The sequence below is a fragment of the Alcanivorax sp. genome (genome assembly GCF_040118815.1).
In the GTDB taxonomy this organism is placed as follows: Bacteria; Pseudomonadota; Gammaproteobacteria; order Pseudomonadales; family Alcanivoracaceae; genus Alcanivorax.
This window is the reverse complement of record NZ_JBEDTC010000021.1, coordinates 43,198-66,343: the sequence shown is the minus strand read 5'-3', so window position 1 is coordinate 66,343 and position 23,146 is coordinate 43,198. Positions and strand designations below refer to the sequence as shown.

Genomic DNA, 23,146 nt, shown 5'->3' with positions numbered 1-23,146 from the left:
GTGGCTAACCCAAATCTACGTTGTGATACACGTTCTGCACGTCGTCCAGATCATTCAGCATGGCCATGAATTTGTCGAACAACTCCATATCCTCTGCACCGATAGTTGTGTAGCTCTGCGGCACGAACTGAATCTCATCCACCTCGAATTCCAGCTCGCCGAAAGCCTCCGCCAGCGCCTGCTTGGCCTTGAAGTACTCAGTATTAGGGGTAAAAACCGTCAGCATGCCGTTATCATTTTCAATCTCACTGACATCCACATCCGCCTCCATCAACGCTTCCAGCACCCCGTCTTCATCTTCGTGGGCAAAAACGAAAATGGCCACATGGTCGAACATGTGACTCACCGTGCCCTGGGTACCGATCTTGCATTTGGTCTTGGTGAAGGCCATGCGCACGTCGCCAAAGGTACGGTTCGGATTATCCGTGAGGCATTCAATCAACGCCATGCTGCCACCGGGACCGTAGCCTTCGTAGCGGGCCGGCGAGTAATCCTCACCGCCACCACCTTTGGCCTTGTCCAGAGCCTTGTCGATGACATGACCGGGCACTTGATCTTTCTTGGCGCGATCGATCAGGCTGCGTAACGTCAGATTCGCCGAAGGGTCCAGACCACCGGATTTCGCGCTGACATAAATTTCCCGACCATAGCGACTGTAGACCTTGGCTTTCATATCCGAGGTTTTCGCCATGGATTCTTTGCGGTTTTGATAGGCGCGGCCCATAGGAATCTTGCTCCAGAGAATAGTAGCCGCTTAGTTTAGGGGCAGTTGCGGCGCCATCCAAGCACCCTGTGCGTGAGCCGTCTTACAAGGTATACAAAAGGAGGAGAGGGAAAGGTACGGCTAGAACAAGGAATCCAATACGCTACGAATCTCTGCGGATAACGCTTGCTGATCACGGGATTCACCCGCCATTTGGCGTTGCATCAAATAGCGAAAAACACCATCGACCACCGAATAATGCAGCGCACTAAAGGCGTCAGCATCTCTGCCAGCAAGGCACCAAGCTCGACTGACCACCTGTATCAGGGTTTCCTCGATCTCCATCACGCTTGTCCGAAACGCTGGATCAAATAACGCCTGATTGCGGATGTCATACCAAAGCCGATGCGTTGCCGCATCTTGGTAAATGGATTCAGCCAGAGCATCCGCAAAACGGGCAATCACCGCCTCCCTGTCACTGACACCTTGCAAGGCGTTTTCCACCAAGGCGGTGAAGTCAGCCTTGTAGGCAGACACGCAATAGGTAATCAGCTCGGCCTTGTCTTCAAAGTAGTAGTGAAGCATCCCCAGCGACAAATCCGCCTTGGCGGCAATATCTCGCAAGCTGGTATTGGCGTACCCCAACTCTTGCAGCGCCTGCTGGGCACTTTCCGCAATCATGGCCTTTTTCTCGCTACGCTTTTGCGCGTTTCGAGTCGCCCTTTTCTGTAGTTTTGCGGGTGCCGAAGCAGTCATAGCTGTCTCTGTATCCATATGATGAAGCGTTACCACGGGGCCAAAGCCCCGTGGCAAGCGCGCACCTTAGCCCAAAAGGGCATTGAGGAAAATACGAGGAAGCTTTAGCCAACCCGGCTGATACTGGAACAGGGTCAACAGGCGCCCCACTTCATGCTGACGACGATTGGTGATAAACCACGGCGGCCTCGGTAACAGGGTCGGACTACCGGCCATGGCGGAGCGCGGGAAGGGCCGAAACGGCGCCTCAACCACCGTGCGCTCCACACTTTCCAGCATAAATGTGTTGTGCACCGTACCGATGCCACTTTGTACATCGTCCAAAGTGTGACCAGGAAACGCGCCCCAGGGACAAGCAGTCATCAAGAAGCCCAACCCGGTCCACGCATTAATGGCGATCGTGCCGTAGCGCAATTCGCCAATCAATGCCTCGAAACGCTCACGGCCAATTTCCTTTACCGTCGACGGATGAATCACGATATTGGCACCAAGGGTTCCATGCAGGCTCTCATTGGCGAAGTCGATGGCGGCCTTCAGATACTGTTCGGCATCAGGCGCTTCCAGCTCATGGGTGGACAGTGCCGGGGCAAAAACCTCGTTCTCACAGAACCAGGGATCGTCTTCCAGTCGGGTAATCACCGCCGCTGGCGCCTTGCCTCGAGACACCGCAGACACGCTGTTGCCGTGCCCCCGGAACCTGTCCAGACGATCCTGGGCGCCGGGATAGTACGCCAGCCGCTGGGATTCCCCCATCACCTGCTGCAACTGCTTGAGCAGTGCCGCTCCCTGCTCCCAGCCTTTGGGCATAATCAACGCCTGGCAAGCAACACAGTTAAAGCCAGAGTTGTGCAGTTTCTGGGTGGCCAGGTGTTCTGCCTGAAAACGAATATCCGCAGCGGACCAGTTTCCGGGTACCACGATAGTTGGGCACACAGCCCCAAGCTCCGAAGTGATTCGCTTATCCACTCGAGGCGTTCCAGCTTCGCGGTTAGCACGCCCCTCCTCTCCTACACCCCAGATAATCGCGTCATGAGTAATCTCGGAACCGGTAATATGAATTTCTTCTACTAGCGGATGCTCGGTCAGCCAGGCTCCAACATCGCCAGCGCCTTTCACAATACGTAATGCATCACGATCGATCAGCGGGCGCAGGGCAGCACTCAAGTATTCAGCCAAATACTCATTCACCGGATTCATTTTCAGAATCACGACCTGATTTTCTACAAACAGTTTCTGGAAGGCATCTAATGGCGCAATGGCGGCAATATTACCGGCCCCCAATACCAGCGACACCTTACCCTTACGGCCCGCACGAGGCGTGTCATACAAGGTGGCCGCATTGGCAGGCAGGTTTTCTTCTGTGACGCCCGGCTGCATCCAGATTTCCGCCTTAACACCGGACAGCAACAGCCGATCCCAAATGGAGTGCGGCGTGACTTTCACAGCAGTTTGACCGGTCACCAGCTTGCGTTTTGGCAGGCTATTGAGAAACGCCTTACCATCCATTTCCGACAAGGTTTGCATCAAGCCATTACAGGCGCCCATAAGGGCATAGGGCCCGGACAACCACTCTTCACCCTGCAACGGCGAGTCAGCAGGAAGTTGCTTGGCACGTGTAGCCGCTGCCACCCAGCCTTCCGATACCTTAACCAGGGCATCCTTGATTTCTTGCAGGATGACCAGCCGCTCGGCAATGGTCGTTTGAGCCCATTGGTCTTTGGCTCCATCCAGAGCAGTCAATGCGGCCTGCGAAGGGGCGAAAATTTCGGGCGTATTTTGTTGTGCATCCATGTTATTCACCCTCCTTTAGCAACATATCACCGTATTGTTCGCGCAGGCGATTTTTCATCACTTTGCCTGTGGCTCCCAGCGGCAAAGCATCCACGAAAATCACCTTGTCGGGCACCTGCCAACTGGCAACCTTGCCGTCATAAAATTCGAGCAATTCTTTCTCGGTCACATTGACGCTCTCGTCACGAATAGCGACCAATATCGGGCGCTCATCCCACTTGGGGTGACGAGCCGCAATGGCTGCAGCATTGGCAATAGCAGGATGAGCAATAGCAATATTTTCCAGCTCCACTGTGGAAATCCATTCCCCGCCAGACTTGATAATATCTTTGGATCGGTCACGAATAATCATGAAGCCGTCGGCATCCACAGTGGCCACATCGCCGGTATCAAACCAGCCATCATCAGTGAGTGCGGTCTGGTTTTTCCCGAAATAACTTTCCACAATCCAATGGCCGCGGATCTGCAGATCCCCCTGGGTTTTCCCATCGCGGGGAAGGCGTTGCCCGTTTTCATCCATCAGACGCAGGCTGACACCATAAGGCGGCCGCCCCTGCCCCTCGCGCAGTTGCGCTTTCTCGTCGTCACTTAAAGAGTCATGTTTTTGTAGCAGCTGGTTGACCGTGCCCAACGGTGACGTCTCCGTCATACCCCAGGCGTGAATCAACTCAACGTCGTACTTATCGCGGAATTCACGCAGCATAGATGGCGGCAGCGCCGAGCCCCCCACCACGGTACGCACCAGGTGGTCCAATTTTTTTCCAGTCCGGGAAAGGGCTTCGAGCAGCCCCATCCAGATGGTGGGAACGCCCAGGGCCAGAGTGACTTTTTGATCATTGAGCAGCGTCACCAGGCTATCGCCATCCAAATTCGGCCCGGGCAATACCAGCTTGGCTCCGACTGCGGCGGCAATATAAGGGACGCCCCATGCGTTGACATGAAACATGGGAACCACCGGCAAAACGGTATCACGTGCTGCAATGGCAATGCCGTCAGGCTGGTTGCCCGCCAGCGAATGCAACACCAGTGAACGGTGAGAATACTGAACGCCTTTGGGGTTGCCGGTGGTTCCGGAGGTGTAACACAGGGCGGCGGGTGCGTTTTCATCCAGCTCCGGCCAGCCACTCACCGGCTCGACTTCCTCAAGCAACTCATCATAAAACTTTAGCCCGTCTAGCATGGCTTCCGCTTCCGCATCGCGGCCGCCCATCAAGACGAAGTGTTTAATGTTAGTCAACTTCGGCTTGAGGCTGGCGATGGCGGGCAAAAAGGTGCGATCAAGAAACAACACTTGATCATTCGCATCTTCCACAATAAAGGTGAGCTGGTCCGGATGAAGGCGCGGATTAATGGTATGGGTAATGCGTCCACTGGATGCCACGCCGTAGTAAATTTCCAAATGACGGCGGTTATTCCAGGCGATGGTAGCGCAGCGGCTACCTGGCTCCACGCCCAGCTTTTCCAGCACAGCGGCAAGACGACGGGCATTGTGTGCAACAACACCCCAATTGTGGGTTTCCACATCACCACTGGTTTCCACCGACACCACTTCGGTATCGGAGTGATAATCCATTGCATGGTCAATCAATGAGCCCACTGTCAGGGCCTGGTACATCATGGTTCCATTCATGTTCGCATTCATATTGTTCTCCTTAGTGGTTGGCCGCGTCAGCAAGAATCATATCCACCGCTTTTTCAGCAATCATTATGGTAGGGGCATTGGTGTTACCACTGGTCAAGGTTGGCATCACAGAGGCATCCACCACACGCAGCCCTTCCATTCCATGAACCTTTAACTGTGGGTCGACCACGGCCATGTCATCTACGCCCATTTTGCAGGTACCGATGGGATGGTAAATGGTGTCCGATCGAGAACGTATGTGAGCCTCCCACTCTTTGTCGCTAAGCCCATCGCGGATTCCAAACAGCTCCTGGTCGCGGTATTTGGCCAACGGCTCCCCCTCCAGGATTTCTCGGGTCATTTTTGCACCCTTGATGGTGGTTTCCAGATCACGGGGATCGGACAGGAATTTGGGATCGATTCCAGGATCAGCCAAAGGATCCGCACTCTTCAGAAACACCTGCCCACGTGAATACGGATTCACCGCGCAAACGTGGCAGCTGAAGCCATGACCAAGGTGCAGCTTGCGTGCATGGTCGTCGACAACGGAAATGACAAAGTGAAGCTGAATATCCGGCCTGGAGAGCGATTCATCGGTTTTCAGGAAGGCCGCCCCTTCAGCAAAGGGCGTAGCGATCATGCCAGTGCCATCTTTCTTCCACTGCATAATGTGTTTCATCAGATTGACCGTACCCACCGCACCAATCCCGAAGTTGTCAGTGTCCTTGCTCTTGTAGGCCAAAATGAAGTCCAGATGATCCTGCAGGTTCTGCCCCACCCCGGGTAGCTCGTGGACCATATCAATACCATGGGGGGTAATATCTTCGAGGCGACCAACGCCGGATAGCTGTAGCAATTGAGGGGAATTAAACGCTCCGCCACACAACAGCACCTCACGACTGGCTTGCACCACTGCATCTTCGCCCTTGCGCCGGTAACGAACACCTTTCGCCCGCTTGCCTTCGAACTCAATCCGAGTGGCATGAGCTCCCGTTAACACCGTCAAATTGTTGCGCTCCATCACCGGATGGAGAAACGCGGCCGCGGTCGAGCAGCGCTCACCGTTTTTGGGCTGACCGTGAAACTGGGTTACCTGGTATATCCCGACCCCTTCGTTGTCCCCGGTGTTGAAATCCGCCTGGCCGGCATAACCCGCCTGCCGGGCTGACTCGACAAAGGCATGGGTCATCGGTCGCGGGGTTTTTTGGTCACTAACGTGCAACGGACCATCACTGCCGTGGTATTCATTGCTGCCATTTTCATTGTTTTCCGACTTACGGAAATACGGCAACACCTGGTCCCAGGACCAGCCCTCACAGCCAAGCTCCGCCCAGCCGTCATAATCTTCCCGGTGGCCACGTACATACAGCATGGCATTGATGGCGCTGGAGCCGCCCAACGCCTTGCCCCGCGGCTGATAACCCAGACGCCCGTTGAGCCCTGGCTGAGCTTCGGTATTGAACGCCCAGTTACTGATCTTGCCGTGCCCCGGCATCATGGCCACCACCCCCGCCGGGGCGCGAATCAAAATATGGTCTCCATTCCCACCGGCCTCAAGCAGGCATACAGAAACAGAAGGGTTCTCACTAAGACGGGTAGCCAATACAGCTCCCGCAGAACCGCCACCGACGATGACGTAATCGAATTTCATTGTGCTCTCCCGGATTATTCTTTTGCTGTTATTTCTGGTCTTTCTCAAAGGGCCTCGCAGGCCTAAATCGAGTCAATCACTTAATCTGGTCAACTGTCCAGTTTTAATCAGCAGCGCTATTGATGAAGTTTTGTAACTGCGCGATTTCTGTATACCGCTGACAAACGTCAGGAGGAAAAGACGGCGAGAAAGCTGCCAGGAAGAAATGAGGGGAACGTCGGGAAGAACACCCCGCTCGCCTGATTATTCAGCGCCATAGGGGACTCTGCAAAACAACACAGGAAACAAGGAATCCCCATGCCTGCGAAAATAACGTATCCTTTTTCGCCATAAATAAAACCAAAAAGGACTTAATCGTGCACACCCTTTATCGCATTGCGTTGGCTGCGCCTCTTCTCCTTAGCCCATTGGCACAAGCTTCCAACACCTTCGATTACGTCGACATTGGCTACTCCAGGCAGAACACAGACTATTCCGGTTTTGGCGACAGCAGCTCGGGCACCGTAAAGGCCAGTGTCTCTGCCTTTAACTGGTTCCACGCCCGTGGCCGTTACAATGCGGGCAATGTCCGGTTGCCGGAAAAAAACGCACAGCAAGAATCCTGGTCGGTGATTGGCTTGGGGATTCACTATCCATTCAACGCCAAAACATCCATTTTCGCGGGCTCAGACCACAACAAACTTGAGCTACAAAACGGCTCTATCGACCGCGGCTGGTACCACCACATCGGCCTCAGACATGAATTCAATGAAAAATGGCAGATTGGACTTGAGCTCGGCGAATCCGATGTGCTGTTCCGCGACACCGCCTCGCTTATTGAAGCCATTTATAAAGTCACCCCGCAAGTTGGGCTTTCTGCCACCCTGCGCGATTACGATGACCTGGACCTAACTGAATACGAGGTTGGTGTGCGCTGGTTCTTCCGGGACTAAACGCGGCAAGGTCAGTATCACTGCTGAGTGGCGCCTATTCCCGTTGGCGGCCACTCAGCCGCAAGTGCTGCAGGCGCAATCCCTATCATCGCAAAACAGCTACCGAATTAGTTCTCCAGTTCCGCCAGTGACTCTTCTAAGTAATCCAGGAAACGCTGGATATGCGGCAGTGTATCGCGGCAGCCGATAACGCCGAATTCCAGGCTGTCCTTGTAGCTGACCACGGTAATGTTCAGCGCATAGCCATGCAGTACCAGCGATACAGGATAAGAAGCCAACATTTCGGCACCGTTGAGATACAGCGGATCTTTGGGCCCAGGAACGTTGGAAATCACCAGATTGAACATGGGACTTACCCGCCCGGACAATCCGGTCACCTGACCAAGCGACAACGGCACATTCGTGAGTACGGTATAGACATCGATCTCGGATTTCTGCATATCGCCAAGCCGGGATTTCACCCCTTTCATGGAGTCCTGAATAGCCGCCAGCCGGTTCAGAGGCTCCGCGATATGCGTTCCCAGGCTGACCTGCACGGTGGTAATAGCATTACCACCGTCGCCCGCCTGGTCCGCACTTCGCAGCGACACCGGCACCTGAGCCACCAGTGGCTGATCCGGTAACGCTTCCTGACTCAACAGGTAACGCCGCAGAGCCCCACCACACATGGCCAGAAAAATGTCGTTCACCGTGCCGCCATGCTGTTTTCCCGCGGCCTTGATCCGTGGCAGCGACCAGGATTGAGCGGCAAAGCGCCGGGCACCGGTTACCCGTCGGTTGAGCTGGGTTTTGGGCGCCCGGTAGATGGTCTTCACATTGCCATCCTTCGGCTGGCGCAGCAGGTCCACCAACTGGCCGCTGCCCCGGCGCAGATTATTTACCGTGCCTTTCATTCCGGTAGCCACAGCCGGAGCGCCACTACTTTTTCTCGGCTTCTTCTCCGCATCCCATTCACCAGACCAAGGCGCCGGCAAACGGTCTTCGGCGCTGGTGGCCAGTCGTGACTGCATCAGGTGCATCCCGGCCACTCCATCCACCATGGAATGGTGCATCTTGGTGTAGAGGGCGAAGCGGTTCCCTTCCAGCCCTTCAATCAGGTAGCTCTCCCACAACGGACGGCTGGGATCCAGACGTTGAGCGTGCAACCGTGAGACCAGTGCCAGCAACTCACGCACTCGCCCCGGGCGCGGCAACGCGGAATGCCGCACGTGGTAATCAATGTCGAACGTCTTGTCTTCCACCCAGGCAGCATCCATGCGCATAGGCAGATGCGACTGGATTTTCTGGTTAAAGGGACGGCAGATCCCATTCACCTCTACCAGATAGCGGTAGATCCCTTCTATGTAATCCGCAGGCGCGTCATCAGGAATGGCAAACAACGCCAGCCCACCCACATGCATAGGGGTCTCGCGGGTCTCCATCATCAACCAACCGGAATCCATAATGGACAATTTACGGGCCATTTCACTGCTCCTTATTATTATCGGTGTCGCTTTGACCTGACTATAACGATGCAGGCACGAGAGTCCTATCATCCGGTTTTTTTGTTCAGGAGCATTACCTTATTCGTTGTCTTTGGTTATCAACGGTCAATCGGGAGGAATCGATGCTTCATGTAGGCTTTTGTCGAGGTTATGGAAGATCCTGGCTACGAATTACGATCGAGGGATACGAATAAGCTCACCACACTCAAACGTATATAGTTAAGAAATTGCTTATCCGCAGCTATTTTTGTTTCACCTGACACCATCAGTCGTTGGCGATAGTGACTGGTAGTCCTTTCTCGATAGGCATGTCTTTTGCCGAGATACCCCAGAATTTACCACCCTCGACAACGATAGCTCACCGGCAATCGGGGACCTTAGCCCCCACAATTGAACATTTATGTTCAATTTGATACAAATGGGATCAATAAATTACAAGAAACGACCATTTGGTCCGGGAGCTATGCGCATGAAAGAGAAACACGACAACAACAAAGTCAACCTCCAAAGACGGGCTTTACTTGGTTCAGCCCTTAAACTGGGTGCAGTCACAGCCGGAGGCATGGCGTTAGCCGGGTGTGGGGGGGAAAGCAGCAGCTCGTCCCGTAACTCATCCAGCAATGAGTCCATGACGGAGGCGGCCCTTCCCTCAGAAAACTATAGAATCGACGTCCATTGTCATCACATTCCTGACTTCTACAGGGCATCAATGGAATCGAATGGTGTTACCACCGCGGGAGGCATCCCCCTCCCCGACTGGAACCCCCAGATTGCCGTAAACTTCATGAATTTGTTTGGCATCCAGTCTCAGGTCGTGTCCATCTCGGAGCCAGGGGTGACCTACTTGTCCACAGCCCAGGAAAGGCTGGACATGGCTATGCAGATCAATGACTACACAACAAACACGCTTATTAACTCGATAGAACACCCAGGGCGATTTGGAGGATTTGCAGTACTCCCCATTGGGGACGCGGATAACAGTGTCGACATTTCAAATGCCAGCACAGAAGCAAGCCGAGCCATGAATGTTCTGGGCATGGATGGCATAGGAATCTACTCGAACTATGACGGTGTCTACCTGGGAGATCCTGTTTTCGAGCCCCTAATGGCAACCCTCAACGACTTGGGCGCTATGGTGTTCGTACACCCTGCAACCCCACAAGAAGTCCCATCCAGGCTTGCTCTGCCCTCTTTTCTCTATGAATTTCCATTCGACACAACCCGCGCGGCAGTGAACCTGCTCTACAACGGCGTATTCAAAAATTATCCAAACATTCGCTGGATGCTAGGCCATGCTGGAGGGGCCATCCCCTTCTTATCCTATCGCACCAGCCTGTTAACTTATTCGCCACCGTTAACATCTGCGCTCGGACTTGAGCAATTAGCGCCAGAAGAGGTAGCGGAAAGCTACGCCAACCTTTTCTACGACACAGCGCTATCCCCTTCCAGCGCGGCAATGAAATGTCTTCAAGAAGTCACGAAGCCAGACCATATTTTATTTGCATCTGACTTCCCCTTCGCAGGACCAATCTATAACCCATCGATAACAACGGATCCTCAACCACTGCTCAGTGAAACCTTCACGAATACTCAGCGCATTCAGGTAGAGCGCGACAATGCGTTGGCGCAACTACCAAACCTCGCACTGAGAATCCACCAATCCGGCTAAGAGCCCGCTGCGGACAATGCCTGGGCAAAGCAGACAGTGTTTGCCCAGGCTCTCCCCGTCCCACGCTCGAGGAACAGTTGGTAACTACGCGTAACAGATATCAGACGATCAGAAAGATAGTCACCATAGATCACAATTGAACACTTGTGTTCAATTGCTCCAAGACAGCTAGGTTTTAATGACAAATGCTCTTGGAGATAAACTGTGCAAAATAATGACAACGACAAAATCGATACTGCTCGCCGTACCGTTCTTAAGGGGGCTCTTCAGTTTGGCGCCTTAACCGCTGGCGGGCTAGCCGTCGCCGGATGTGGCGGTTCCAACGGAGCGCGCACCGAATCAAACACGCCGAGCACAACGACAGGCCAAGACAATGCTGTTGGTGGCGGGAACCACAATAACGATGACATTCCTGACCCGACTACACCCGATGCCCCCACCCTCCCAACAGGAAATTTCCGGATTGATGTGCATTGCCATCATATCCCTGATTTCTATCGAGCATCCCTTGCCAAGCATGGAATCGTAACGGCCGGAGGCATCCCTATCCCGGCCTGGTCACCTAGTATGGCTGTGGATTTCATGGATAAATACGGCATTCAGACTCAAATCGTGTCTATTTCCGAGCCAGGCGTTGCCTATCTTTCCACCCCACAGGAAAGGCTCGATATGGCCATGGAGGTAAACAACTACACAACCAATGAGTTAATTTACTCAAACCACTACCCTGGTCGCTTTGGCGGGTTTGCGGTATTGCCGATCGGCGATCCTAACAACCCACTGGATATCATTAATGCCTGTAGTGAGGCCACCCGAGCCATCAAGATTCTTGGCATGGACGGCATTGGGTTACTTTCAAACTATAACGGTATTTACCTCGGTGACCCGAGATTCACTCCCCTCATGCTGACACTCAACACCTTGGGCTGCATGGTTTTTGTTCACCCGGTAACCCCCGTTAAGCCCGACAGCATCATCCTCCCCACCTTTCTTTTTGAGTTCACTTTCGACACCACCCGGGCTGCGGTAAATATGCTCTATAACGGCATTTATCGCATTTACCCCAGGATTAGATGGTTGCTTGCCCATGCGGGAGGAACCATACCGTACCTGTCTTACCGAACCAGCCTTCTCACGGTAACGCCAGCACTGGCAGACTCCCTGGGGCTGGAGGTGCTTGACGAAGTGAAGATCCTTGCCAGCTACGGCGATTTGTTTTACGACACCGCACTATCCCCAGCACCCGCAGCCATGAAATCGGTGAGAGAGGTCACCTCTTTGGATCACATCCTGTTTGCGACAGACTGGCCGTTTGCCGGTCCGGCATTCGCCGTCACTACATCCGGCGACCCACAACCCAGACTGAGCGAAACCTTCACTGATCAGGAGCGTTTATCTGTAGAAAGGGAGAATGCGCTGAAGCAGTTTCCCAGCTTGTCCAGGCGCCTGGAGGACGCGTAATCCGGGAATGGAAAGGGGAGCAAAAGCTCCCCTGGTCCAGCTACGCCGCAAAGCCTGCAGGCTAGTCACCGCTACGCCAAAGCGGTATTTCAAGGCGGGCGACTCTGTTGGCTTCGGCCATATCAACTCCCAAGGATCTCAGCGCCAGCATTGCCGTTTGCGTCCCTGCGTCTCTCCAAGTGGCCTGCCCTTCCAGTACCAGCATCACCGCAGACAACGTTGCTCCACCAATTAACCCCAGGGCACAGGGGAGTTGCTCCTGGCCAATATCATATCGTGAACTTGCAATACCGCTTTGCAAATCCTGCATTGGTGGCCCCGTCCACAGACTCCGCAAGGCACTATTGGTATAGGCAAACTGGATCATGAAGCGCCCCCAATGAGGCTCCTCATGCGCTCTCTGTACATACATCCGGATACCCGCTGAAAGGCGCTGGGCCGGATCATCAATTTCCCCCAGCACCTCGACAACATAGGCATTCATTTCTTCCGCAAACTGGCCGGCCACTTTTTCAAATAACCCATCAGGCTGCTCAAGGTTGTTATAGATGGTGCCTCGAGCCACCCCCGCCATCTGGGCCAGCTCACTCACCGAGACCTCGGAGGTGCCTTTCTCGGCGTAGAGACGAAGTGCGGCATCATGTATTCGACGAAGGGCAACAGGGCGGGCTTTCAATGTCTATTCCTTTTCCTCATTTGCCAGGCTATGGCAGGCCTTTTTCGGCATTATGCCATAGATTCAGCGCTAACAAGGATGGCATCCATGTGTGGAAGCATGCAGGGGGCGGTGTTGCGGCGGCGGGGCTCAGCGATCCCCGGGCTATGGCAAAACGAAGACAAAGGAGCAAACGCCACCACAGCGGTTGCCCCGAAGAGATTGGGAGGCTTCTAATCCTGGCCAGCCGTTTTCACCAAAAGGGAATCGCGCGGCAGGCTGATCTCCGGAAGGGGCAAGGCTATTAATGTGGAAATGCGTGCCTCTGCCACCCCAAACGCCATTAACGCATGGCGCACAGCCTCCTCGGGCATATCGTTAGCAACCGATAACGTCGACATGGCATGCATGGCGGCCAACATCATGCCCAACAACAACTCCAGGGTTATTACCGGATCCTTCACCTTGAAGTCACCGCGTTGCACGCAGCCGAGAATGTGTTTGGGCAAATAGGTGTACACCAGATGACCAGCAGAGTTCGCATTCAAACCGGCACGCCACATGAAGCGGGCGTATTTGGGGTACATCCTCGCGGTACGAAGAAACAATCGGAGCCCGGTGGCCAAAATCTCTACCGGATCTTCAATCTCCCCAACCGTCTCTTCAATCAGCGATATCAACTCGTTAGACAGCGTTTCCCCGACAGCAGAAAGCAACTCTTCATTGGTGCGAAAGTAGTTATAGAAGGTACCTCGAGCCACCCCGGCCTGAGCAATGACATCATCGATTTGCGACAAATCCACGCTTTTTTCAGAGAATACCACAAAGGCACTCTCTATAAGGCGCAGTCGCATCTTGCGACGTCGCTCTAATCCCACACGTGTACGGTGATCAACACTCTCTGCTGGATCCAGCTTTGCAGTCATGACTCGTTAACCCAATTCTCACTGGCATGCCATAACCGGCCAGCCAGATTGATATCATTTGCCAAAGGCGACGCAGCCACTTGCTGGCTGCGTTCATAATAACCCCCGGTGTGCAGCGCAAGGCTTTCGTCGGTTGCACAGTATAAACTGGTTTGGGCCCCTTCCTCTGGACTCACCATAAACCGGCGGATCAGCATGCGCATTGGCTGCGGAACGCGCCGCCAGATGTCGGAGGCCACAATACCCGGATGTACGGCGTAGACGGTCACCCCGGTACCCTCCAAACGGCGCCCCAACTCCTTGGCAAAAAGCAGATTTGCCAGCTTGGCAGCACCGTATTCCTTTAGGCCACCGGGGCTGCGAGTGGGCTGCCGGACGGCATCAAGATCCAGCGCCTTGAGATGCCGGTGCGCCTTGCTCGATACCACTACGACACGGGCCGGGGCAGACGACAGCAGGCAGGGCTTCAGCAATTTCACCAGCTGAAAGTGCCCCACATGACAAACACCGAAACTGAGCTCAAACCCCGACGCCGTCATGCCCTTTTTGCCTGCCAGACCAGCGTTGGCCACCAGAATATGCAAAGGGAGCTGACGCGCAAGAAAGTCTTCTGCACACTCTCTCACGGAAACCAGATCGCCTAAATCCAGGTGCAGGAATTCACCCCGACCCACACCACACTGGCGAATCTCATCGACCACCGGCTGTGCTTTTTGTTTCGACCTGCAGGCCAGAAACACATGGGCACCCCGTTTTGCCAGTTGCAAGGCGGTCACCCGACCAATCCCCGTATTCGCCCCGGTCACCAGAGCAACCTTGCCTGTCAAATCCTGTTTCATGATGCCTTCCCCTTCCCGGATTTCCCCAGCACGTTCACAGACACCGGCGCCAACCTGCGCCGCAACCGACTCCAGCCAGACGGCCGGTGATCTGCCCGGTAGGCCTTTAGGCTCTCCAGTTGCGAACCCACACTCTCCGCAACCCGCTCCCGTAAAGCCCAAACCACGTCTTCATCGTCTACCTTGCCGGCAAGCCCGATTGTTTCAATCCGCTCACCGAACGCGAAATACTGCCTCTGTGGGCGCGGTACCAATGTGGGTCCAAGCCCTTTTACTAGCGGAGGAATGCCCTCTCCCCCACGGGTCATGTCCTCCAAGGGCAGTGATTTATTCAGCCATTTCCAGGCCCGGGACGCCTGCACATCATTGGCATCTGCAAGAATATCAAAAGCCTCATCTGGCCCGAGAGAGGCAAAAGGAATGATGTCGTAACCGTGTTCCATCGCCATACGGACGAATCCGGTGCGTTTTTTCCATATCAGCTGGTATGCCTCGCCCTTGCGCCGCCACACCTCCCTCGCCCCACCTGGAAACACCAGAATGTGTTCACCGGCCTGCATCAGTGCAGCGCAGTTTTCGCGGCTTCCCAGCACCATTCCGCCCCGCTGCAACAGCCCCCCCCACACCGGCACCCGGAAATGGCCACGGTCACCCAGAGATCGCAACATCACCCCGCGTTCCCGCAAGGCATGGCTCAGCAACGGAATATCCAGCATGGCAAACAAGGTGTGGTTTCCCACCCAAAGGGCGGGACGAGAAAGATCCATGCTCTCAAGCCCCAGAAACACCGGATTGAAGTACAGACGATGACAGAGGGACAGTAATCGCGAAGTACGCAGCGATGGCACGGCAAATTCCTTATTAGAGTCAGGCATGGGACCTCCTTGTAATGACATATATGTCATGTTGACACTTTCGTCATCTTATAGCTAAGATGCCTTCATGTCATCGAGAACCGAGAGCGCGATATGACCAATAAGAAAACACAACCTCAAATGGAGACCCACCAGATCAACGTGGGCAAATGGAATATCCACTACAGCGAAGCTGGCAGCGGCTTCCCGGTAATCATGCTTCATGGTGGCGGCCCCGGCGCCAACGGTATGTCCAACTACTCCCGCAACGTGGATGCCCTGGCCAAACACTATCGAGTACTGGTTCCAGACATGCCGGGCTACGGCCAATCCACCAAGGGGATTAAGCGCAGCGATCCCTTTGGCGACTTGGCAAAAGGCATTCTTGGCCTGATGGATACGCTCAACATTAAACAGGCCCATGTGGTTGGTAATTCTCTGGGAGGCGCATGCGCACTGCGCATGGCACTGGATCACCCGGAACGGGTTCGATCACTGGTACTGATGGGCCCAGGCGGAATCGGCACAACCCGTGGCTTGCCCACCAAAGGGCTGAACAAACTGCTCAACTACTACACCGGTAGTGGCCCCTCATTGGAAAAACTCACCGATTTCATTCGCTCTGATCTGGTCTACGACGGCAGCCAGGTACCCGACGCTCTTATTCGCGATCGTTACGAGGCCAGCATTGATCCCGATGTCGTTGCACAACCCCCTCTGCGTCGCCCCAACAGCCTTCCGGCGGCGATACGTATGGACTTTACCCGTGACCGTCGCCTGAAAAAGTGCCAGATCCCCACCCTGGTTCTGTGGGGCAAAGCGGACAAGGTTAACCGTCCAAGCGGCGGTCGCCGCCTACAAAGCACCATGCTCAATTGTGACCTCTATGAATTCAGCAAGACCGGTCACTGGGTGCAGTGGGAGCGTGCAGAAGAATTCAACGCTGTCACCAACGCCTTTATGCAAGAAAACACCCCAAGCTGATATGCACGCCTTGTGAGGGTCGCAAAGAGGAGATCGCGAAATGGATAACAACAAGACAGAACTATTCAATCAGGTTCAATTGGGCTACGTGGTAGTCGAATCTAAAAAGTTGGCAGACTGGCGCACATTTGCTGAGCAAGGCTTGGGAATGCATGTGGCTGTCGATAGCGATAAAGAAGTGTCCTTTCGGATCGACGATCAGGCAAAACGTTTGATTATCCAGCATGGGCCGGCAGAAGATGTGGTCGCTGTTGGTATGGCAATGGCTAACCGCCAGGTACTGGATGCCGTACTGAAACGCCTTGAGAAACTCGACGTTACCGTGCAGCAAGGCAATGACGCTGATGCACAGTCGCGTGGCGTCAAGGCCCTGTGGTATTTCAAAGGCCCCAAGGGATTACAGGTAGAAGTGTACTGCGGGGCGGTCAGGGATGATGCACCACTGGACATGCTGACCAGTGGGTTTGTCACTGGCAACGGCGGCATGGGGCATGTTGCTATTACCACCCGAAACCCGGATCGCATGATGGCGTTTTGGCAATCCCTTTTCGATGCGCGTCTCAGTGACTCTATTCGCGAAACCATTGCTGGTATCACGCTCGACATCACCTTCCTGCGTTTCAACGAGCGTCATCACTCCATCGCCGTGGCGGCTACACAAGAGCCCAACCTCGATCCGATCCGCACGCGAGTCCAACACATCAGCTTCCTGTCTAATTCCCTTGACGATGTCGGCAGTGCCTTTCGTCGCCTGAAAAGCCTTGGCTATGAAATGGCCCATGAAGTGGGACAACACCCCAACGACAAGGAAATTTCCTTCTACGCGCTTTCGCCATCCGGTTTTGAAATCGAGCTTGGCTGTGACGCACTTACCGTTAACGAAGAGTCCTGGCAGGTCAATCACTACCAGGGCATCAGCCTCTGGGGCCACAAGCCCCAGAAGACTGGCCTGATCAGTTTTCTCAGCCTTAACGGCGCTAACCTGATTCAAGGCCTTCGTTCCCTTCGTCACAAGGAATTTTTTCCGTTCTGAACGCTTTCGAGACCGATTATGAAAAACAACAGTAAAGCAGAATTTGACGTCGCCATTGCAGGCATGGGCCCTACCGGTCTGGTACTGGCACACATGCTCGGCATGCGGGGCCATGATGTTATTGTTCTGGAACGGGAACCCGTTTTCTATGGCAACGCCCGCGCGGTATATACCGATGACGAGTGCATGCGAATTTTCCAGCATATTGGTGCTGCAGACGAAATCGCAAAAGACATGTTGCAAGAAACACCGGTGCAGTTTGTCCGCCCTGATGGTTCAGTGTTGGGACAATATTGTCCTCGCCAACGTCCTTTCGGCTGGCCCGTCGTCAACTTCTTTTACCAGCCCTATCTCGAAACGACCCTGACCAAGTTGCTGGAGCGTTACCCCAATGTGGTTATCCAGCGTGGCAGAGAGGTTTGTGGTTTTGAACAAGACAGCAACGGTGTCAATGTCACCCACCAGGCGACCCGCGAATTCCGTTATTCCGAAAACACCGATGGATTGACAGAAAGCACAACGGATTCTGATCTGAAGACCTTACGAGCCCGATATCTTGTCGGCGCCGATGGTGGCCGTAGTTTTGTCAGGGAAACTCTTGGCATAAAAATGACCGGCCGTAACTTTCCAGAGCCCTGGCTGGTGGTCGATCTTAAGCAGAAGGATCGAAATGAAGGGCTTCGCCACCTGCCCTATTTCAACTTTGTGGTAGATCCAAAACTCCCTGTCGTCAGTTGCATTCAGCCCGACGGTTTCCATCGCTTCGAGTTTATGCTGAAACCTGACCAGACCAAGGAGTACATGGAAAAGCCGGAGACTGTCAGGGAGTACCTGTCGAAGTTTATCGATCCGGACAAGTTCGACGTCATGCGCAAGCTGGTGTACACCTTTAACGCCTTGATCGTAGAGAAATGGCATGAAGGCCGCGTTATCCTGGCAGGAGATGCCGCCCACATGACCCCCCAGTTCATGGGGCAGGGAGCCAGTTCCGGCGTGCGGGATGCGTTCAATCTGGGCTGGAAACTGAGTGCTGTTCTTCAGGGTTGTGCCAGCGAAAAGCTGTTGGATACCTACGGTAATGAACGGCATGACCACGCCCAGGCCATGATTAACATCTCGGTCTTCCTCAAGGACCTGGTCTCCACGACTCACCCCGTTGGCTCCCGAGTGCGCGATACTGTCATGCTCACAGTACAAAAGGTGCCAGGCCTTAAAAAATGGGTTGAAGAAGGCGGAGTTAAGCCAAAACCCATTTATACCAAAGGGCAATATCTGGGATTACCACGCGGCTTCAGGGGGCAGGAAGGTACGATGGCACCCCAACCCGAAGTTCGCCTGCTTGATGGCCGTCATATGCCGCTGGATGAACTGACCAGCGATGGCTTTACCGTGATTGGGCTCAATGTTGATCCACGCAAGACGCTCAGTAATGCGGACATGGATTTTCTGTCCAAACTCAATACCCGTTACATCGCCCTCTATCCGTACGCCCATCGTCCGCAGGGAATGGACGGCGTAGAAAGCGATGCTGCTGACGGCCTTCAGGAAGCGGAAGACATGACCGGCAGCATGGTCAAATGGTTCCGCAAAGCCGGTTTCCGCAAGCACGGCGTCGCAATACTCCGCCCTGACAAATTCACTTTCGCCATGGTCAAACCTGAAGAACAGACGTTGGCTCTGGAAGCGCTGCAGGAACAGATGGGTTGGGAATACGCCAGTCCAGAACTCAAAGACCCCGCGGCGGCTTCACAACCACAACAGCGAATCTGAACAGCGACCGATTTCAAGGAAAACATCATGACTGCCAACATCAAGGAAGCCGCGAGCGCCTTATACTCGGCCCGCGCCAGCCGCAAGCCAATCAGCCAGATAAGCGAAACATATGGCGTCACCTCCCTGGAGGACGCCTATACCGTATCAGCCATCAATAACCAGGCCCGGGTGAATAACGGAGGCCGTATTATTGGCAAGAAAGTCGGCCTGACCTCCCTCTCCGTGCAGAAACAACTGGGCGTAGACCAACCCGACTTCGGCCTGCTATTTCAGGACATGCAATACCTTGATGGCGACAGCATTCCCATGGCTCGCCTGATGCAACCGAAGATCGAAGCAGAAGTCGCCTTTGTTGTCGGCAAAGACCTGCATGGCCCGACCCCAAGCTATAGCGAATTCCTGGCCTGCTTGAGCTATGCCCTGCCGGCACTGGAAATCGTCGATAGCGCCATTGCTGACTGGAAAATCACTCTGGCGGACACCGTCGCCGACAATGCCTCCTGCGGTCTGTTCGTGCTCGGTAACCAGCCCACCCCTATTGGCCAGGTATCCCTGGCAGACATCGGACTGCAACTGGACAGAAACGGCCAGACTGAGTCCGTGGGTAGCGGCTCAGCTTGCCTGGGCCATCCACTGCGTGCCGCCTATTGGCTGGCCTGCACCATGGCCGAACGCGGTGAGGGCCTGAACGCCGGGGAAATCATTCTCTCTGGCGCACTGGGCCCCATGGTCGGCGTACAGGCTGGTGACAGCATCAACGCACGCATTGGCTCCCTGGGCAGCGTCAGCTGCCAAATGGATTGAGAGGTAATCCCATGACCGTCAAGAAAGAGACAGGAAAGATCAAGGCCGCCATTATTGGCAGCGGCAACATCGGTACCGATCTGATGATCAAGTTGCTACGCCATGGTGAAAACGTGGAAGTCACGGTGATGGTTGGTATAGACCCGGAATCCGACGGCCTGGCCCGCGCTGAGCGCATGGGCGTTGCCACCACACACAAAGGCGTTGATGGGCTTGTTGCCATGCCTGAGTTCATGGATATCGGTATCATTTTTGATGCCACCTCAGCAGGGGCACATGTCAAAAATGATGCGCTTCTGCGTGAACACAAGCCGGACATTCGCTGCATCGATCTGACCCCTGCGGCGATTGGTCCCTACTGTGTGCCTGTCGTGAACCTGGATGCCTACCTGGATCATAACAACGTGAACATGGTGACCTGCGGTGGGCAGGCAACCATTCCCGTGGTGGCGGCCGTATCGCAGGTGGCAAAAGTCCATTACGCCGAAATCGTTGCCTCCATCAGTAGCAAGTCTGCAGGTCCCGGTACCCGCGCCAATATTGATGAATTTACCGAAACCACATCACGCGCTCTGGAAGATGTGGGTGGTGCCGGTAAAGGCAAGGCGATCATTGTCATGAACCCGGCAGAGCCCCCGCTGATAATGCGTGACACAGTCTATGCTCTGTGTGAAGCCGCTGATCAGGATGCCATCCGACAGTCTGTCGAAGCCATGGTGAAACAGGTTAACACCTACGTACCGGGCTATCGCCTGAAGCAGGATGTCCAGTTCGATGAAATCCCCGCTGACAAGCCAGTCAACATTCCTGGTGTGGGCCGCTATAGCGGCCTGAAAGTCAGCGTCTATCTGGAAGTAGAAGGGGCCGCCCACTACCTCCCCGCCTATGCCGGCAACCTGGACATCATGACATCCGCCGCTATGGCAACCGCCGAGCGCATGGCCGCACACCTGGCCAGCCACTGAGGAGAGAGAGATGAGCTACGATCCTGGAAAGAAACTGTATATCTCTGACGTGACGCTTCGTGACGGCAGCCATGCTATTCGCCACCAATATTCCATCAAGAATGTACAAGACATCGCCAGAGAGCTGGACGCAGCCAAGGTGGACAGCATCGAAGTTGCCCACGGCGATGGACTGCAAGGTTCCAGCTTTAACTACGGTTTTGCCGCCCACACCGATCTTGAATGGATTGAAGCGGTGGCAGATGTTGTCAGCCACTCACGTATCGCCACCTTGCTGCTCCCCGGCATCGGTTCAGTTCACGACCTGAAAGCGGCCTACCAGGCAGGCGCGCGGGTGGTACGTGTGGCCACCCACTGCACCGAAGCCGATATCTCAGCACAACACATCGACTATGCTCGCAACCTGGGCATGGACACCGTCGGCTTTCTGATGATGAGCCACATGACGACGCCGGAAGCGCTGGCCCGCCAGGGCAAGCTGATGGAAGAGTACGGTGCGACCTGTATTTACATCGTCGACTCCGGTGGCGCCATGAGCATGCAGGATATCCGCGACCGTTTCCGCGCTATGAAGGCGGTACTCAAGCCTGAGACAGAAACTGGCATCCATGCCCATCACAACCTGTCGCTCGGTGTTGCGAACTCCATTGCCGCCGTGGAAGAAGGCTGTGACAGGATCGATGCCAGCCTTGCAGGAATGGGCGCAGGCGCCGGCAACGCGCCACTTGAAGTCTTCATCGCTGCTGCCGCACGTCTTGGCTGGGAGCATGGCACTGATCTGTACACCTTAATGGACGCGGCAGATGACATTGTACGCCCTCTCCAGGAACGCCCCGTCCGTGTGGACCGGGAGACCCTTGCCCTGGGCTATGCCGGCGTTTACTCCAGCTTCCTGCGTCACTCAGAAGTCGCAGCACAAAAGTATGGCCTCAAGACCGTCGATATTCTGGTTGAGCTTGGCAAACGAGGGATGGTCGGTGGTCAGGAAGACATGATTGTGGATGTGGCGCTTGACTTGCTAAATCGATAACAGTCATTCGCTGATTAGCCAGCATTTAAAGAGAAAAGAGATAACAATGAAAAAAACAATTGCTTTTTTATTTATGGTTTTCGCATTATCAATAGTCGCGTTTCGTGAAGAAATCTGGGATGGCTACGTGAAGCACAACCTAGCCGATTCCTATGATAAACAATGGCTTAACCACGATGGCAAAATACGCGTTCTTTTCTGTGGCACAGGCTCGCCCCAGCGAAAGTCACTACGAACACAGTCTTGCATTGTTATCTCTGCTGGTGGAAAACTTTTTCTTTTTGATGCCGGTTCAAATGCGTTCCGGTCCATCGAGAAATATGGAGTTCCCCTCGACAAAGTAAATAAGGCATTTATCACCCACTACCATTCAGATCACTACAATGGTCTTGGCGCATTAATTAACTACACATGGATCTATGGAAGAAAATCCCCTTTTGACGTTTATGGTCCAGAAGGGATTACTGACATTATTAATGGTCTTCGCCAAGCCTATGAACTGGACGCTAATTACAGGTCAAAACACTTTGTTCCTGATCGCGAATTAGCCTTTGGATCACCCAAGACAATAAATTTTGAAAACAACAGTAACTCAAGCCTTGTTTATGATGATGGTGAAGTGAAAGTTATGGCATGGAAGGTAAATCATGATCCGGTTAAACCGGCTGTGGGCTTCCAGCTAACTTATAACAACAAATCTGTGTTTTTTAGCGGGGACACGATGATTGATGATATCTATCTTCCTGCAATGCAAACATCGGATCTGGTTATTCATGAAGCCATGACAAAACATCTCGTCCATGAGGCCGCGCGCGTCGCCAGAGAAGCAGGATGGGAAGACAAAGCCACCCTTCTTGAACGTGTTCCTGATTACCATACCGGAACCCTGGAGATTGCAAAGTTTGCAGAGAAAGCTGGGGTACAAAACCTTGCTTTAACACATGTAATCCCAGAACCAAACGGCCTACTGAGTACATTAGTCACCAAGTACGGTATAGGTGAGCACTACTCAGGGAAGCTCTACATCGTGAAAGATGGGCAGCAAATCGACCTTTAATCTTTGCGTAGCCAGGCCTTGTGGATGTGCCATTTTATCTTTCAGGGCCAAACAGTCATAGCAGTTTCACTTTTGCGCATGCCGCTCTCCCGAGTCGTTTTCATGCGCTTTTTTTTATTTCTTGCTGATGAAAACGTGGGATGTCTTCAACAGCGATC

20 protein-coding genes are annotated in these 23,146 nt (G+C 54.0%); 10 read left to right on the top strand and 10 right to left on the bottom strand.

Annotated elements, in window-relative coordinates; genetic code table 11:
- Positions 1–4: 4 nt before the first annotated feature.
- From ABNH18_RS15625 to ABNH18_RS15605, 5 genes are all read right to left on the bottom strand, one after another.
- Complete coding sequence (locus ABNH18_RS15625; protein ID WP_349383721.1) at positions 5–724, bottom strand: YebC/PmpR family DNA-binding transcriptional regulator; 720 nt, start codon at positions 722–724, stop codon at positions 5–7.
- Between the two features lie 120 nt (positions 725–844).
- Positions 845–1,384, bottom strand: coding sequence for a TetR/AcrR family transcriptional regulator (locus ABNH18_RS15620; protein ID WP_349383720.1), 540 nt, complete (start codon positions 1,382–1,384; stop codon positions 845–847).
- A 141-nt stretch (positions 1,385–1,525) separates the two neighbouring features.
- Complete coding sequence (locus ABNH18_RS15615; RefSeq protein ID WP_349383719.1) at positions 1,526–3,250, bottom strand: aldehyde dehydrogenase family protein; 1,725 nt, start codon at positions 3,248–3,250, stop codon at positions 1,526–1,528.
- 1 nt (position 3,251) lies between these two features.
- Positions 3,252–4,892: a long-chain fatty acid--CoA ligase gene (locus tag ABNH18_RS15610; RefSeq protein ID WP_349383718.1), complete on the bottom strand. Its 1,641-nt coding sequence runs from the start codon at positions 4,890–4,892 to the stop codon at positions 3,252–3,254.
- Between the two features lie 10 nt (positions 4,893–4,902).
- On the bottom strand, positions 4,903–6,522 hold the full coding sequence (locus ABNH18_RS15605; RefSeq protein WP_349383717.1) for a GMC family oxidoreductase: 1,620 nt from the start codon (positions 6,520–6,522) through the stop codon (positions 4,903–4,905).
- 356 nt (positions 6,523–6,878) lie between these two features.
- On the opposite strand from ABNH18_RS15605, the gene ABNH18_RS15600 reads away from it, so the two are divergent.
- A complete protein-coding gene (locus tag ABNH18_RS15600) occupies positions 6,879–7,454 on the top strand; it encodes a hypothetical protein (RefSeq protein ID WP_349383716.1) in 576 nt (191 codons plus the stop codon).
- Positions 7,455–7,561: 107 nt separating this feature from the next.
- Here ABNH18_RS15600 and ABNH18_RS15595 read toward each other — a convergent pair whose 3' ends face one another.
- Entirely contained in the window at positions 7,562–8,917 is a 1,356-nt protein-coding gene (locus ABNH18_RS15595) for a WS/DGAT/MGAT family O-acyltransferase (protein WP_349383715.1), read from the bottom strand.
- 490 nt (positions 8,918–9,407) lie between these two features.
- Between ABNH18_RS15595 and ABNH18_RS15590 the strand changes: the two genes are divergently transcribed.
- Both ABNH18_RS15590 and ABNH18_RS15585 read left to right on the top strand, forming a co-directional pair.
- Positions 9,408–10,607: an amidohydrolase family protein gene (locus tag ABNH18_RS15590; RefSeq protein ID WP_349383714.1), complete on the top strand. Its 1,200-nt coding sequence runs from the start codon at positions 9,408–9,410 to the stop codon at positions 10,605–10,607.
- Between the two features lie 204 nt (positions 10,608–10,811).
- Entirely contained in the window at positions 10,812–12,068 is a 1,257-nt protein-coding gene (locus ABNH18_RS15585; protein WP_349383713.1) for an amidohydrolase family protein, read from the top strand.
- Between the two features lie 61 nt (positions 12,069–12,129).
- On the opposite strand, the gene ABNH18_RS15580 is transcribed toward ABNH18_RS15585, so the two are convergent.
- From ABNH18_RS15580 to ABNH18_RS15565, 4 genes are all read right to left on the bottom strand, one after another.
- A complete protein-coding gene (locus ABNH18_RS15580; RefSeq protein WP_349383712.1) occupies positions 12,130–12,744 on the bottom strand; it encodes a TetR/AcrR family transcriptional regulator in 615 nt (204 codons plus the stop codon).
- Positions 12,745–12,956: 212 nt separating this feature from the next.
- A complete protein-coding gene (locus tag ABNH18_RS15575) occupies positions 12,957–13,649 on the bottom strand; it encodes a TetR/AcrR family transcriptional regulator (protein WP_349383711.1) in 693 nt (230 codons plus the stop codon).
- On the bottom strand, positions 13,646–14,488 hold the full coding sequence (locus tag ABNH18_RS15570; protein ID WP_349383710.1) for an SDR family oxidoreductase: 843 nt from the start codon (positions 14,486–14,488) through the stop codon (positions 13,646–13,648). The genes ABNH18_RS15575 and ABNH18_RS15570 overlap by 4 nt, the downstream gene beginning before the upstream one ends.
- Positions 14,485–15,363 (bottom strand): lysophospholipid acyltransferase family protein, encoded by an 879-nt coding sequence (locus tag ABNH18_RS15565; protein WP_349383709.1) that lies wholly within the window; start codon positions 15,361–15,363, stop codon positions 14,485–14,487. The genes ABNH18_RS15570 and ABNH18_RS15565 overlap by 4 nt, the downstream gene beginning before the upstream one ends.
- 93 nt (positions 15,364–15,456) lie before the next feature.
- Between ABNH18_RS15565 and ABNH18_RS15560 the strand changes: the two genes are divergently transcribed.
- The 7 genes from ABNH18_RS15560 to ABNH18_RS15530 are packed head-to-tail and all read left to right on the top strand — an operon-like array spanning position 15,457 to position 22,988.
- On the top strand, positions 15,457–16,326 hold the full coding sequence (locus ABNH18_RS15560; protein WP_349383708.1) for an alpha/beta fold hydrolase: 870 nt from the start codon (positions 15,457–15,459) through the stop codon (positions 16,324–16,326).
- 40 nt (positions 16,327–16,366) lie between these two features.
- Positions 16,367–17,359 carry a VOC family protein gene (locus ABNH18_RS15555; protein ID WP_349383707.1) on the top strand — a complete coding sequence of 331 codons (993 nt, stop codon included), beginning with the start codon at positions 16,367–16,369 and terminating at the stop codon, positions 17,357–17,359.
- 18 nt (positions 17,360–17,377) lie between these two features.
- Positions 17,378–19,129 carry a bifunctional 3-(3-hydroxy-phenyl)propionate/3-hydroxycinnamic acid hydroxylase MhpA gene (gene mhpA / locus ABNH18_RS15550; protein WP_349383706.1) on the top strand — a complete coding sequence of 584 codons (1,752 nt, stop codon included), beginning with the start codon at positions 17,378–17,380 and terminating at the stop codon, positions 19,127–19,129.
- Between the two features lie 27 nt (positions 19,130–19,156).
- Positions 19,157–19,936, top strand: coding sequence for a 2-keto-4-pentenoate hydratase (locus ABNH18_RS15545; protein ID WP_349383705.1), 780 nt, complete (start codon positions 19,157–19,159; stop codon positions 19,934–19,936).
- 11 nt (positions 19,937–19,947) lie between these two features.
- Entirely contained in the window at positions 19,948–20,901 is a 954-nt protein-coding gene (locus tag ABNH18_RS15540; protein WP_349383704.1) for an acetaldehyde dehydrogenase (acetylating), read from the top strand.
- A gap of 10 nt (positions 20,902–20,911) precedes the next feature.
- Entirely contained in the window at positions 20,912–21,931 is a 1,020-nt protein-coding gene (gene dmpG, locus ABNH18_RS15535; RefSeq protein ID WP_349383703.1) for a 4-hydroxy-2-oxovalerate aldolase, read from the top strand.
- 46 nt (positions 21,932–21,977) lie between these two features.
- The gene (locus ABNH18_RS15530; RefSeq protein ID WP_349383702.1) at positions 21,978–22,988 is read left to right on the top strand and encodes an MBL fold metallo-hydrolase; all 1,011 of its coding nucleotides are present in this window, start codon (positions 21,978–21,980) and stop codon (positions 22,986–22,988) included.
- The last annotated feature ends 158 nt before the right edge of the window (positions 22,989–23,146 follow it).

What these genes read in the sequence shown, in the direction of transcription:
- ABNH18_RS15625 (WP_349383721.1), bottom strand. Translation starts at nt 724, where the DNA reads ATGGGCCGCGCCTATCAAAACCGCAAAGAATCCATGGCGAAAACCTCG.
- ABNH18_RS15620 (WP_349383720.1), bottom strand. Translation starts at nt 1,384, where the DNA reads ATGATTGCGGAAAGTGCCCAGCAGGCGCTGCAAGAGTTGGGGTACGCC.
- ABNH18_RS15615 (WP_349383719.1), bottom strand. Translation starts at nt 3,250, where the DNA reads ATGGATGCACAACAAAATACGCCCGAAATTTTCGCCCCTTCGCAGGCC.
- ABNH18_RS15610 (WP_349383718.1), bottom strand. Translation starts at nt 4,892, where the DNA reads ATGAATGCGAACATGAATGGAACCATGATGTACCAGGCCCTGACAGTG.
- ABNH18_RS15605 (WP_349383717.1), bottom strand. Translation starts at nt 6,522, where the DNA reads ATGAAATTCGATTACGTCATCGTCGGTGGCGGTTCTGCGGGAGCTGTA.
- ABNH18_RS15595 (WP_349383715.1), bottom strand. Translation starts at nt 8,917, where the DNA reads ATGGCCCGTAAATTGTCCATTATGGATTCCGGTTGGTTGATGATGGAG.
- ABNH18_RS15590 (WP_349383714.1), top strand. Translation starts at nt 9,408, where the DNA reads ATGAAAGAGAAACACGACAACAACAAAGTCAACCTCCAAAGACGGGCT.
- ABNH18_RS15575 (WP_349383711.1), bottom strand. Translation starts at nt 13,649, where the DNA reads ATGACTGCAAAGCTGGATCCAGCAGAGAGTGTTGATCACCGTACACGT.
- ABNH18_RS15570 (WP_349383710.1), bottom strand. Translation starts at nt 14,488, where the DNA reads ATGAAACAGGATTTGACAGGCAAGGTTGCTCTGGTGACCGGGGCGAAT.
- ABNH18_RS15565 (WP_349383709.1), bottom strand. Translation starts at nt 15,363, where the DNA reads ATGCCTGACTCTAATAAGGAATTTGCCGTGCCATCGCTGCGTACTTCG.
- ABNH18_RS15560 (WP_349383708.1), top strand. Translation starts at nt 15,457, where the DNA reads ATGACCAATAAGAAAACACAACCTCAAATGGAGACCCACCAGATCAAC.
- ABNH18_RS15555 (WP_349383707.1), top strand. Translation starts at nt 16,367, where the DNA reads ATGGATAACAACAAGACAGAACTATTCAATCAGGTTCAATTGGGCTAC.
- mhpA (WP_349383706.1), top strand. Translation starts at nt 17,378, where the DNA reads ATGAAAAACAACAGTAAAGCAGAATTTGACGTCGCCATTGCAGGCATG.
- ABNH18_RS15545 (WP_349383705.1), top strand. Translation starts at nt 19,157, where the DNA reads ATGACTGCCAACATCAAGGAAGCCGCGAGCGCCTTATACTCGGCCCGC.
- ABNH18_RS15540 (WP_349383704.1), top strand. Translation starts at nt 19,948, where the DNA reads ATGACCGTCAAGAAAGAGACAGGAAAGATCAAGGCCGCCATTATTGGC.
- dmpG (WP_349383703.1), top strand. Translation starts at nt 20,912, where the DNA reads ATGAGCTACGATCCTGGAAAGAAACTGTATATCTCTGACGTGACGCTT.
- ABNH18_RS15530 (WP_349383702.1), top strand. Translation starts at nt 21,978, where the DNA reads ATGAAAAAAACAATTGCTTTTTTATTTATGGTTTTCGCATTATCAATA.